Genomic DNA, 11,651 nt, shown 5'->3' on the forward strand with positions numbered 1-11,651 from the left:
ACCAGGATGTATCTATCTCAGTGCAAGAGGGGTGCGCCCCTCCAGTCCGACTAGGGTCGCTTTAACGGAAGCTGTCTAGCAGTACAAAAATCAGTACAGGGATTGATCTGCATACTCAAGAGGTCGGCATGAAATTGGATTTGGAGAGATTCTATAAGGCTTGTAACCCTGCGAAGACGCTCATCTTCTCTAGGGCGGAAGATCGTCCCTACTATATCGATTTCTCAGCGGTGCGAGGTGGCAAAATTATTGAGGCGGTGGGGCGAACCATTGCCCGGATTTCACCCGACGATCCCACCAGTCAACTATTTACCGGACACATCGGCTGTGGGAAGTCTACAGAGCTATTTCGCTTGAAAGCCGAGTTAGAACGGCAGCAATTTCATGTGGTTTATTTCGAGTCCAGTCAAGAATTAGACATGGCGAATATCGATATCAGCGATATTTTGCTGGCGATCGCGCGTCAAGTCAGTGAAAGCCTGGAAGAAATTCAGATTCGGCTCAAACCGAGTTACTTTTCCAATCTCTTCAACGAGATCAAAGACATCTTGCAGACTCCGATTGATGTCTCCGCTGAAGCCCAATTGTCTGTGGGGATTGGCAAAATTACCGCCAAAACTAAAGATAGCCCTAAGCTGCGGGATCAGTTGCGGCAGTACCTAGAACCCCGCACCGAAGGCTTTTTAAAAGCAATCAATGAAGAAATCCTGAAACGGGCGAACGAAGAACTGAAGCGACGCGGTCAAAAAGGCTTGGTGGTGATTATCGATAACCTGGATCGGGTCGATCCTCGACCGATGCCTTCGGGAGGTACCCTGCCAGAATATCTGTTTATCGACCGGGGGGCACAGTTACGCCGCTTGAGTTGCCATGTCGTTTACACGATCCCCTTGTCCTTAATTTTCTCTAACGATTACGAAGCTTTGAAGAATCGTTTGGGGGGTGGGGTTGCTCCCAAAGTGTTGCCAATGGTGCCGGTGCGGAACCGCGATGGTCGGGATTGCGAGGCAGGAATGACGTTGCTGCGAAAGATGGTGATGGTACGAGCCTTCCCAGAAGCGAACGAACAGCAGCACCTAGAGCTATTGACCAAGGTTTTTGATGCTTCTGAAACGCTGGATCGGTTGTGCCGGGTCAGTGGCGGTCATGTGCGGAACTTACTGGGATTGCTTTACAGCTGTCTTCAGCAAGAAGATCCACCGTTCTCCCGTGGTTGTTTGGAGAATGTGATTAAAGAATACCGTGATGATTTGGCGCTGGCGATTGATGAAGAGGAGTGGGACTTATTGTTTCGGGTGGTGCAGCAGCAAAATGTGAAGGGAGATAAAGAATATCAGACGCTGCTCAGAAGTATGTTTGTCTTTGAATATCGGGATGAGAATGGGCGCTGGTTTGGGCTGAATCCGGCTTTGATGGAGACGCCAAAATTTAAGTCTTTAGTGGCTCTTCACCCCTTAGAAGCGTGATGTATCTTGGATTGGGTCAGGATCGCGCTCCGATTGTTTTGCGTAGGGGCATGGCAGGGGCATTGCAATGCCACGCCCCTACAGAACGTGAATGCGTGAATGAGTGTAAGTTGATTTGATCCACGTTCCCGATCGGAGAGATTGACTTAAATCTGGGTACGGAGGAGGCGATCGCTTTCAATCCTTGATATCCAGTAGGGGCTTTTCGATTGTCGTGCCCCTACTCGACATCGTTTGATATGGAGGTTTGACATGGAGCCTGTCTGGATTCGCAGCGCGGTAAACTGTTTAAACTAACTGGTAACAGTCCGTCCAGCCCCTGAATCATTAAAAGACAGTGTTCTATGAGTACATTTTTATTGGAAGTTGGTACAGAAGAATTACCTGCAAGCTTTGTGAACGATGCGATCGCGCAATGGCGATCGCGCATTCCTGCCAGTCTTACCGAAAATAGCTTGGCGCACGAGGCGATTGAAGTTTATGCCACACCCAGACGCCTCGCGGTGCTGATTAAAGGATTGCCCACTCAGCAACCGGATCGAGAAGAAGAAGTCAAAGGGCCACCCGCACAGGCGGCGTTTAAAGATGGGCTACCCACGAAAGCAGCAGAAGGGTTTGCGCGAAAGCTCGGTGTAGAACTCAACGCTTTAGAAATTCGCCCCACCGACAAAGGTGATTTTGTCTTTGTCCGGCAAACCATCGCCGGACGCCCAACTGCTGAAATTCTCACCCAGTTGGTTTCCCAGTGGATTTTTGGATTAGAAGGCAAGCGGTTGATGCGCTGGGGGGATGGGGACATCAAGTTTCCGCGACCGATTGAGTGGTTGGTGGCTTTATTAAATGATGCCGTACTGCCGATAGAGTTAGTCAATGGTTCGGAGACGATTAAAAGCGATCGCATTACACGCGCTCATCGGGTTTTGCATCCCGAATCTGTGACGATTTCTCAGGCAGATGATTATGTCGATTGTTTGCGTTCTGCTTCGGTGGAAGTGAATCCAGAATCGCGTCAAACCAAAATTCAACAGCAAGTCCAGGCTGCGGCTCAAAAGATGGATGGCTACACCGAAATCTATCCGGATTTGCTGCAAGAGGTCACTCATTTAGTAGAGTTTCCCACAGCAGTTGTCGGAAAATTTGATTCTGAGTTCTTGAGCCTCCCAACTGAAGTGATTACCACAGTGATGGTAACTCACCAGCGTTATTTCCCAGTTTTTAAAACTGAAAAATCTAAAGAATTACTTCCCTATTTCATCACAATCTCTAATGGCGACCCGGCGAAGTCGGACATTATCGCCGAAGGAAATGCACGAGTAATTCGGGCACGATTAGCGGATGGTCAGTATTTTTATAAAGCTGACTTGTCCCAATCTTTAGAGAACTATTTACCTCAACTGGAAAAAGTAACCTTTCAGGAATCTTTAGGGTCAGTTCGGGAAAAAGTGGAGCGGTTGGTTAAAATTGCCGGTCACATTAACGAGCAACTGCAATTAGGCGAGGATGAAAGGAACAATATCGAACGAGCTACCTTGTTATGTAAAGCGGATCTCGTGACCCAAATGGTGGGAGAATTCCCGGAATTGCAAGGCATTATGGGACAGAAATATGCCTTAGCAAGTGGCGAACCGGAGGCTGTGGGAACCGCAATTATTGAGCATTATTTGCCGCGAGGTGCAGGGGATTCTTTACCCCAAACGATAACAGGGCAAGTTGTTGCTTTAGCGGATAGGTTGGATACTTTGGTCAGTATCTTCGGGTTGGGAATGCTACCTACAGGTTCTTCCGATCCCTTTGCTTTACGTCGTGCGGCGAATGCAGTGATTAATATCGCTTGGGCAGCAGATTTACCAATTAATTTGCATCAATTGCTGCAAAAAATTGTTGCTGATTTTGTTGCTAAATATCCGAAGACAAAATCGGAGGAATTAGTGCGGCAATTGCAGGAATTTTTCTTGCAACGCATCCGCAATCTCCTACAAGATGAGCGAAATACTGATTATGACTTGGTGAACGCAGTTCTGGGAGACAACGATCCGGAATATACAGAACGAGCGTTAAAAGATTTATTGGATGTACGCGATCGCGCTTTATTCCTCCAGACAATTCGCAATAATGGCAAGCTGAATGAAATCTACGAAACTGTCAACCGTTCGACTCGTTTAGCAGCTCAAGGCGATTTAGATAAAGCTCAGTTACAACCAGAGACGGTGGTGAGTCCAGAACTATTCCAGAAAGCATCAGAGCAAGCTTTTTATGATGCTTTAGTGCAGATAGTTCCGCAAACTCAAGCATCTCAAGAACAGCGAAATTACCAGCTATTAGTGGATGGTTTGGCGCAGATTGCCCCGACTGTTAGCACTTTCTTTGATGGTGCTGAAAGTGTTTTGGTAATGGATGCCGATCCCAATATCAAGCGCAATCGGTTGAATATCCTGGGTTTGCTTCGGAATCATGCCCGTGTGTTGGCTGATTTTGGGGCGATTGTAAAGAGTTAGTCGGCGGTTAGGAAGGTTTGATTTTGGGAATTTTCTTGCTGAGCAAGCAGAAATTAGGAAGAAAAAAACCGCGAAGGCGCACTAGCGGAGCCATGTGCTCTCTTCGCTATAAAGAGCGAAGGAAGAATCAGGAAGGAGGCGATTGGTGGGATATGAGTTTTTAAATACCGTTATCGCGATATGATACAGGATTGCTAAACTAGGGACTTTGCACTGCCATTGAGTTTATGCCCATCGCTCATATTATCGGTCTGGGAAAATCGGGAATTGCCGCTGCACGGTTGTTAAAACGGGACGGTTGGGCGGTGACGATTAGCGATCGCAACTTGTCCGAAAATCTCCGCCAAGAACAACAACAGCTTGCCAACGAGGGCATTGACGTGAAGTTGGGCTATTCCTTGGAACTCAACGGTTCCGATTTACCCCAGCTGATTGTCGTCAGTCCCGGCGTTCCTTGGGATGCACCGATATTAATAGAAGCGAGGAAGCTGGGGATCGAGACAATTGGAGAAATAGAACTCGCGTGGCGATATCTCCAATCTTGTCCTTGGGTAGGTATTACTGGTACTAACGGCAAAACCACCACTACAGCTTTAGTGGCTGCGATTTTTCAAGCGGCTGGTTTCCATGCTCCCGCCTGCGGCAATATCGGCTATGCTGCTGGGGAACTAGCGTTGGCGGAAAAGCCTCCAGATTGGGTAATTGCAGAACTCAGCAGCTATCAAATCGAGTCCTCTGCTACAGTTGCTCCGAAAATCGGGGTTTGGACAACCTTTACACCCGATCACCTCAGCCGTCATAAAACTCTAGAAAACTACTACAACATTAAGGCACATCTACTAAGTCAGTCTCAGCAGCAAGTATTGAACGGAGACGATCCCGAACTGCGGAAAACTGCACGCGATCGCTTTCCCAATGCTTACTGGACAAGTGTGAATAAAGCCGATTTGATTGGGGAGAAAGGTTTCTACATCGAAGACGGTTGGGTTGTAGAGACGCAAATGGAATCTCCACAAGCTGAAAAACAAGGTGAAAAAATCGTGCAAGCATCGGCGTTGCGGATGGTGGGAGAACACAATCTGCAAAATCTCCTGATGGCGGTAGCGACGGCGAGACTGGCAGGAATTGAGAAAGAGGCGATCCAAGAAGCGATCGCAAACTTCCCCGGCGTTCCCCATCGCCTGGAACACATCTGCACGCTGGCGGGGATTGACTTTATCAACGACAGCAAAGCCACCAACTACGACGCCGCCCAAGTCGGATTAGCTTCCGTTAACAGTCCCGCGATTTTAATTGCTGGTGGTGAAGCCAAAGCGGGTGATGACACCAGTTGGCTAGAGACGATTCAAACCAAAGCCGCCGCCGTATTACTCATCGGTGACGCCGCCCCTGTTTTTTCCCAGCGACTACAAGACGTTGGCTATTCCAGTTACGAAATTGTACAAACAATGGAGAAGGCTGTCTCTAGAGCGGCTGAATTAGCTCAAGCTCATGGCGCTAAAGTTGTTTTACTTTCTCCAGCCTGTGCCAGTTTCGATCAATACCAAAATTTTGAGCAACGCGGCGACCATTTCCGCCAACTTTGCCTTGAGTTATTGTAGCAATTAGAACTGTAGCAATTAGAACTGTAGCAATTAAACGAGTTCAGTTGCCAATTCTTGAATATATAGCTGATTGCAAGGGATTGTATCCGCTAGACTTGCATCGAATATCATACCCGTATGAATTTCTAGCTGAGCATCCGGTAACGCTTCAAAGAAAAAACGTTCTTTTGGAAAAACAATCCGCTCAAAGTACCAATTTGGGATATTCGCAATCCGAGCGATCTGAATTTGGCTGGTGGAATTGATATAACAGCAGAGAATTCTATCAGAAGAATTTGGAGGAAGAGAATCAAGTATCTGAGTCATAACTATCCTACTTCTGTAAGGCTGATGATGAATGAATCTGGCTTTGCCGAAAACTCATACCAATTCGGTTGCTAATTTATAAAGCAGGGAATCGGTAATTTGTAATGTCTTTTCTTTACAGGATAGGGGTAATGCGAAAAGGCTGTCGGGTAAAAGCCTGCCTTAACTGGGTGCTTATCCCATCAAGATTAAACTGAGCAACAGTCATTTTGTTATACTCATCTTGCATAAATTCATGCAGCATCCAAAACCATCTATCTCGATAGGGGGTTCCTTCAGTAAATCTTGAAGCAAGTTTGTAAGCATCTCTCATGGATACCAAGAACCCGTATTTATCGATGTCTTCTTCTTTTATACAATTTTTCTGCCAATAGACTGTAAGAGAATTCAGAGTCGCTTCATCAAGTAAAGAAATTTCTTCTTTTTGACTCATTTTGTATTGTTCAACAGAATCTGTTGCCCTGAATAAACTGCTGTGAAAAACATCTTAATATTAACCAATTAGATAAATGAAGAAGCAGTATCGCAGATGATTTTTTGAGATCGTTCGCTCAATGTTGGTTGTTTAAGCTTCTTCCCATCTAACGGTCTATGTGAAACCCTGGTTTAGCTTTGACAAGAGTGATTAAATTTGGCATTTCCTGGTAACAATAGCTACAAAACCAGTAAACTTTCCCCAAAGCAGCATGGCGGACTAAGGGCTGGGAACAGCAAGGACAAGAAGGCATTTTTCTTTTCTATTCAAACGCTTTATCTAAAAGTTAACGCCTAAAAGTGAAGAAGTCGGGAAGAAGGAAAGTTAGATTTTGTCAGCGTAACCATGCTTAAGGTCGGGGCGGGCTGTTTTGGAGACGATAACCTACGCCATAAACGGTTTCAATTAAATCAGCGGGTGCGCCCACTGCTTGCAGTTTCCGCCGTAAATGCTTAATGTGAGCCTTGATGGTCTCTTCATGAGGCATTTCTTCAGGCTGCCAAAGGCGTTGAAGAATCTCATCTCGCCTCAATATGCAGCGACCCTGTTTCAGGAATAGTTCTAGTAAGCAACACTCTTTCGCAGTTAAATTCAGAGGTTGGGCGGCATAGGTAGCTTCAAAGGTAGCTGGATTGAAGTGTAAGTCTCCCCGGCTCAACATCGGCTGCAAAGCCGAACCCTCTGAGCACATTAATGTTTTGGCAGAAGCCAATAGCCTAATCAGTTTTTCTCGCTCTTGTCTTAGTTTTATTAGGCTATTTCGTTGAGTTTTTAGGAGCTTTTTTTGCTCAGTTAGCACTTTTTGTCGTTCTTCATGCTTTTTTTGAGATAAAATCCGATTTTTTTGGCTCCTTAGCCTAGCTTTTTGTTGTCTTTCACTGTCTTTTGATTGATTAAGAGAGTTATCTGTATCGCTAGTATGTGTGAAATTCATTTGTTTTAGGTGTAAACAAAAGCTACACGAGCAGAGTAAAAATTGCGTTACAGCTAGAAGATTTATAGCTGTAACGAGCTTCGATTTTTCAACCTATCTTTGACGTTAGAGCTAAAAAGTGAACATCTAGGGTCGGGGTAGGACTCAATCGATGGTCTGGAGGATTTCCCTCTCCGATGAAGCGATCGCCCTCGTTTCACTGAACGCTACTTAAACCGAAGACTCTTCTTTCAAGCGATAGCCCAAACCATAAACAGTTTCAATCAAATCAGTCGGGGCACCAATCGTTTGCAGTTTCTGCCGTAAATGCTTGATGTGGGTCTTGATTGTCTCCTCTTGCGGGATTTCTTCAGCAGGCCAAAGGCGGTCGAGAATCGCACTCCGACTCCACACCCGGCGACCATTTCGTACGAACAGCTCGATTAAGCGATACTCTTTTGCCGTCAACTCCAGAAGATGACCGCCATAGGTGACTTCACAGGTAATCGTGTTACAGCACAAGCCTTCCCAGTTAAGGATGGGCGGTACGGTCAAACTAGCCCGACGCAGTAAAGCACGGATGCGAGCGAGTAACTCTTGCTGGTCATAGGGGTAAACAACATAATCATCTGCGCCTGCATCTAATACCATTACCTTCTGAGCAGCGCTATCCTGAGTCGCCACGATGAGGACAGGGGTGCGATCGCCCATGCACCGCAATTGTCGGCAAAAGTCGATACCGTTCAAGTTCGGCAAGCACAAATTCAAGATAATCAAGTCGTAGGGAAAGGTTTGCGATTGCTCCCATCCGGCTTGACCATCAGGGGAAAAATCAACTACATAATTTTGGTCAACGAGCGCTTGGTTCAGGGTTTTAGCAAGGTATTGCTCATCTTCCACTAGCAGAATTCTCATAGGAGCTTCACTGAAAAAGTGAAAAACTAGGGAAAAGTTGGGTGTTTCCCTAGAGTATCACCGAGAAGCTGATTAAAGCATTGCTCTTTAGCATAGGATATAAAAAACGTCAACTATTTTTGGGCAATGCCAGCCGTTATTGCCCGAAATTGCTGCCAGCAGATGGTGAGGAGGTGGATGGCTCCGATTCCAGGCGATCGCTCTCCAAAAGCCGAGCGATCGCGTTCGCAACGAGCTGGGCGGCTCCTTGGAAGAAGGGTCGATCTAAATTGGTCGGCGTATCGCTGGGCTGATGATAGTGAGGAGTCCGCAGATTCGCTGTATCGGTCAACAGCACTGCACCCACTCCCCGATACCAGAACGGCGCATGATCGCTACGCAACACATCGGGGGTCATGAGACCTTTTAAAGGCACGGGTACGGTGAGAACCAGGGGTAAACCGGGTTGAGCGGACTTTTTAAAAGCGTCTAGCAGTGGCAAGTGTTCGGTGTCGCCGACGACCGCTAGAAAGTCGCCTTTATCGCTGGGTGGAGTGATGGGCAAACCAGGGGGAAGTTTCTGGCAGCCTGGGGTGTAGCAAGCATAGCCCACCATATCCATGACGATGACGCCGCGCAGGTTATCTAAATTTGTCTGCTTTGCGGCAAAGGCAAGACTGCCCCGCAGTCCCAATTCCTCTTGGTCAAAGAATGCCAATTGTAGCGTCCGGGGAGTGGGGAGAGAACCGAAAAGACGAGCCATTTCCAGAATTACGGCAACGCCACTGCCATTGTCATCTGCACCAGGAGAACCGGAAACGGTGTCGTAATGAGCTGCGATGAGAACGGTTCCGGCTTTCTTATCGGTGCCTTTGCGAGTCGCAACAACGTTGACGCCGCCCTCGAAAGGTTGTAGTTTGGGCGACCAGCCCGATTTTTTGAGGGATTGGGTGAGGTATTTGCGAGTGCGATCGCGTTCTGTCTGGGTGTAGCGCTGAAAGTTTAATGCGTTGACGTGCGCCATCAGCCGCTTTGGGTCTACATTCGGGGCATTGACGGGTTTCTCAGACGCCACTGCTATGTCGAAATGCTGGACTGGAGGTGCTGGAGTGCTTTCTACCCGGCTTTCAATGACTGGTTGCGATCGCTGCTGGAAGAATTCATGGCTGCTGACGGCGACTGCGATCGCGACCAGTGCTAACACCGAGACTATCCATTTCCTCATGTTTCTACCTAAAATTACCGTTTGTTTATCGCCGCCCCCCGTCCAGACCTAGAATAACGACTGAGGGAGTTGGGTCTATTCCAGCTTTCGACCGAACAAGCCGCTGGAGAGGTTCCTAAGAAACAAACATAATGTTGGATTTGTTGCTAGTCATGGCTCTGGGATTTTTGGGGAGTTTTGGTCACTGCGTGGGAATGTGTGGCCCTCTCACCGTAGCGTTTTCCCTGTCCCATCCGCAAAATACCGCTCCCCGTTGGCAGCAGCAACTGTATTTTCACGGGCTATTAAATTTGGGGCGGATTGTTAGTTATACCCTCACGGGTATTGGACTTGGGGCACTGGGTTCTCTATTAATTGCCGGAGGGCAATTCGCTGGGATCGGCAGTGACTTGCGCCGCGCGATCGCGATTTTTACCGGACTGATGCTGATCTGGTTTGGCTTGGCGCAGATTAAACCGGATTTCCTGCCTCGTCTGCCGATCTTACATCCCCTCAAGGAAGGCAGATGGCACAATCGTCTGAATGCCGCAATGGTCAAGTTGTCCCTGAAATCGAGCCAGCCCCCCGGAGGGGCATCTGCAAGCGATCACCAAAATCGCCCCTCCTTAACACCGGCTTTATTGGGGCTGGTTTGGGGCTTAATTCCCTGCGGATTCTTGTATGCGGCTCAACTCAAAGCAGCGGAAACGGGCAGTCTCTGGATGGGGGCAGCAACCATGCTCGCTTTTGGGCTGGGAACGCTGCCGATGATGCTGGGCGTCGGAGTGTCGGCATCTAAATTAAGTGCTGACAAACGCAGCCAGTTGTTTCGGTTGGGCGGTTGGGTGACGCTGACGATTGGTATCCTCACCCTGATGCGAACCGGCGACACAATGGTAGATTACACGGGACACGCGGCGTTACTGTGTTTGATGCTGACTCTGATTGCCCGTCCGGTTAGCCGCTTCTGGGCACAATTGTTACATTACCGCCGTGCCTTGGGAGTGGGAGCTTATGTGCTGTCCCTTGCCCACACTTTTCACATGGTAGAGCATACGCTGAACAGGAATTTCAACGCAGTGTTTTTTATGTTGCCAGTGCATCAATGGGGGATGGGTGCGGGAGCGATCGCTTTGGCGTTGATGACTCCAGCGGCACTAACCAGTTTTGACCGGATACAGAAATCTTTAGGCAAACGCTGGCGACAGATTCATCTGCTGGGCATTCCCGCGTTTCTCCTGTGTGTAATTCATGCGGTGCTAATCGGTTCCCATTACCTCGGTACTTTAGGGGGGACTTGGGCGAATCAGCTGCGGGTAGTCTTACTGGGAATGGTGGCGTTGGCTGTATTGCTGGTGCGAGTTCGCTGGATTTGGTCACTTTTTTCACTTGAAAAATTATATGTCCCTCCTTCCCAGTCTCGGTAAAAGTATCAGAAGATCCCCCGTGGATCAGATACGCTTGGCGGATTTTAAAAACCTAACCCCCCAACCCCCTTCCCTGCAAGGGAAGGGGGAGCAATTCACCCCTCCCCTGAGAGGGGAGGGGTTGGGGGAGAGGTTCCGCCTCTACAAAACTGGAGATTTAGTTCGTTATCTTTCTGACGGCAACCTGGAGTTTTTAGGTCAAATTTACCAACCGCATCTTAATCAGAGGAGTTGGAGGAATCGCGGGTATTTGTTGCAGACAATGGGTGAAACGGTGTTCTTCCTGACACTACTGGTTACACCCGCGACTGCCCATAAGGTACAGATTGCAGAAGATGTCGGCGGTACCCTGCACATCGAACCCAATGACAATCCCAAAGCTGGAGAACCTTCTCTTACCTGGTTTGCACTTACTCGCAAAGGCGGTCAAGTCATCCCCTTACAGCAGTGTAATTGCCAGTTAACCGTCTACTCTGAACCCCGCACCCTAAATCCCTCGCCCATCTTGTCACCCCCACTGAAAGCTATTTCAGCGGAGGGATATCAAGGCATTCCGGGTGCCGAGATTGTTTTCCCCAAGCCGGGGACTTATCAGGTGCAACTCAGTGGCACACCTGCATCGGGAGCGAATTTCCAGCCGTTTGAGCTAAAATTTCCCGTCACCGTAGCAGCCGGGACTGCGGTGCCAAAAGCCAGTCAATCTAGCCAGCCATCTAGCCAGGAGCCAGTTCCCGCCAATCGCTCGGCTTCCGCTAGCGCGAACAACTTCGTATCCGCTAGCGCGATCGCTTTATTCGTCATTCTCGGACTGGGAATCGCTTGGCTTGTCTGGCGGCGAAGAAAGTAAAAATGCTGGGAGACATTACG

At 48.3% G+C, this 11,651-nt stretch carries 9 protein-coding genes and 1 pseudogene; 5 read left to right on the forward strand and 5 right to left on the reverse strand.

Annotation, left to right across the window (positions count from 1 at the left end; genetic code table 11):
- Positions 1 to 128 precede the first annotated feature (128 nt).
- The 3 genes from H6F52_RS14790 (at position 129) to murD (ending at position 5,562) form a co-directional block, all read left to right on the forward strand.
- Positions 129 to 1,466, forward strand: a complete 1,338-nt coding sequence (locus tag H6F52_RS14790; RefSeq protein ID WP_190535779.1) for a P-loop NTPase fold protein — start codon at positions 129 to 131, stop codon at positions 1,464 to 1,466.
- 344 nt (positions 1,467 to 1,810) lie between these two features.
- Complete coding sequence (gene glyS / locus H6F52_RS14795) at positions 1,811 to 3,961, forward strand: glycine--tRNA ligase subunit beta (RefSeq protein WP_190535781.1); 2,151 nt, start codon at positions 1,811 to 1,813, stop codon at positions 3,959 to 3,961.
- A 227-nt stretch (positions 3,962 to 4,188) separates the two neighbouring features.
- Positions 4,189 to 5,562, forward strand: a complete 1,374-nt coding sequence (gene murD / locus H6F52_RS14800; RefSeq protein ID WP_190535784.1) for a UDP-N-acetylmuramoyl-L-alanine--D-glutamate ligase — start codon at positions 4,189 to 4,191, stop codon at positions 5,560 to 5,562.
- 54 nt (positions 5,563 to 5,616) lie between these two features.
- Here the strand turns inward: murD and H6F52_RS14805 are convergent.
- From H6F52_RS14805 to H6F52_RS14825, 5 genes and pseudogenes are all read right to left on the reverse strand, one after another.
- Positions 5,617 to 5,871: pseudogene (locus H6F52_RS14805) on the reverse strand (DUF1830 domain-containing protein); the annotation flags it as partial.
- 115 nt (positions 5,872 to 5,986) lie between these two features.
- Positions 5,987 to 6,304, reverse strand: coding sequence for a hypothetical protein (locus H6F52_RS14810; RefSeq protein ID WP_190535788.1), 318 nt, complete (start codon positions 6,302 to 6,304; stop codon positions 5,987 to 5,989).
- Positions 6,305 to 6,695: 391 nt separating this feature from the next.
- Positions 6,696 to 7,037, reverse strand: coding sequence for a winged helix-turn-helix domain-containing protein (locus H6F52_RS25255; protein WP_199300565.1), 342 nt, complete (start codon positions 7,035 to 7,037; stop codon positions 6,696 to 6,698).
- A gap of 453 nt (positions 7,038 to 7,490) precedes the next feature.
- Entirely contained in the window at positions 7,491 to 8,174 is a 684-nt protein-coding gene (locus tag H6F52_RS14820; RefSeq protein WP_190535791.1) for a response regulator transcription factor, read from the reverse strand.
- A gap of 136 nt (positions 8,175 to 8,310) precedes the next feature.
- Positions 8,311 to 9,378 carry a M28 family peptidase gene (locus H6F52_RS14825; RefSeq protein WP_190535794.1) on the reverse strand — a complete coding sequence of 356 codons (1,068 nt, stop codon included), beginning with the start codon at positions 9,376 to 9,378 and terminating at the stop codon, positions 8,311 to 8,313.
- Between the two features lie 131 nt (positions 9,379 to 9,509).
- Here H6F52_RS14825 and H6F52_RS14830 point away from each other — a divergent pair, with 131 nt between their 5' ends.
- Together H6F52_RS14830 and H6F52_RS14835 are read left to right on the forward strand one after the other, a co-directional pair.
- Complete coding sequence (locus H6F52_RS14830; RefSeq protein WP_190535796.1) at positions 9,510 to 10,784, forward strand: sulfite exporter TauE/SafE family protein; 1,275 nt, start codon at positions 9,510 to 9,512, stop codon at positions 10,782 to 10,784.
- 19 nt (positions 10,785 to 10,803) lie between these two features.
- Complete coding sequence (locus tag H6F52_RS14835) at positions 10,804 to 11,631, forward strand: hypothetical protein (protein WP_199300566.1); 828 nt, start codon at positions 10,804 to 10,806, stop codon at positions 11,629 to 11,631.
- Positions 11,632 to 11,651 lie beyond the last annotated feature (20 nt).

This window comes from Coleofasciculus sp. FACHB-542 (assembly GCF_014695825.1).
Taxonomy (GTDB): domain Bacteria; phylum Cyanobacteriota; class Cyanobacteriia; order Cyanobacteriales; family FACHB-T130; genus FACHB-T130.

Coding starts and splice junctions, on each gene's coding strand:
- H6F52_RS14790 (WP_190535779.1), top strand. CDS start 129: ATGAAATTGGATTTGGAGAGATTCTATAAGGCTTGTAACCCTGCGAAG.
- glyS (WP_190535781.1), top strand. CDS start 1,811: ATGAGTACATTTTTATTGGAAGTTGGTACAGAAGAATTACCTGCAAGC.
- murD (WP_190535784.1), top strand. CDS start 4,189: ATGCCCATCGCTCATATTATCGGTCTGGGAAAATCGGGAATTGCCGCT.
- H6F52_RS14810 (WP_190535788.1), bottom strand. CDS start 6,304: ATGAGTCAAAAAGAAGAAATTTCTTTACTTGATGAAGCGACTCTGAAT.
- H6F52_RS25255 (WP_199300565.1), bottom strand. CDS start 7,037: ATGTGCTCAGAGGGTTCGGCTTTGCAGCCGATGTTGAGCCGGGGAGAC.
- H6F52_RS14820 (WP_190535791.1), bottom strand. CDS start 8,174: ATGAGAATTCTGCTAGTGGAAGATGAGCAATACCTTGCTAAAACCCTG.
- H6F52_RS14825 (WP_190535794.1), bottom strand. CDS start 9,378: ATGAGGAAATGGATAGTCTCGGTGTTAGCACTGGTCGCGATCGCAGTC.
- H6F52_RS14830 (WP_190535796.1), top strand. CDS start 9,510: ATGTTGGATTTGTTGCTAGTCATGGCTCTGGGATTTTTGGGGAGTTTT.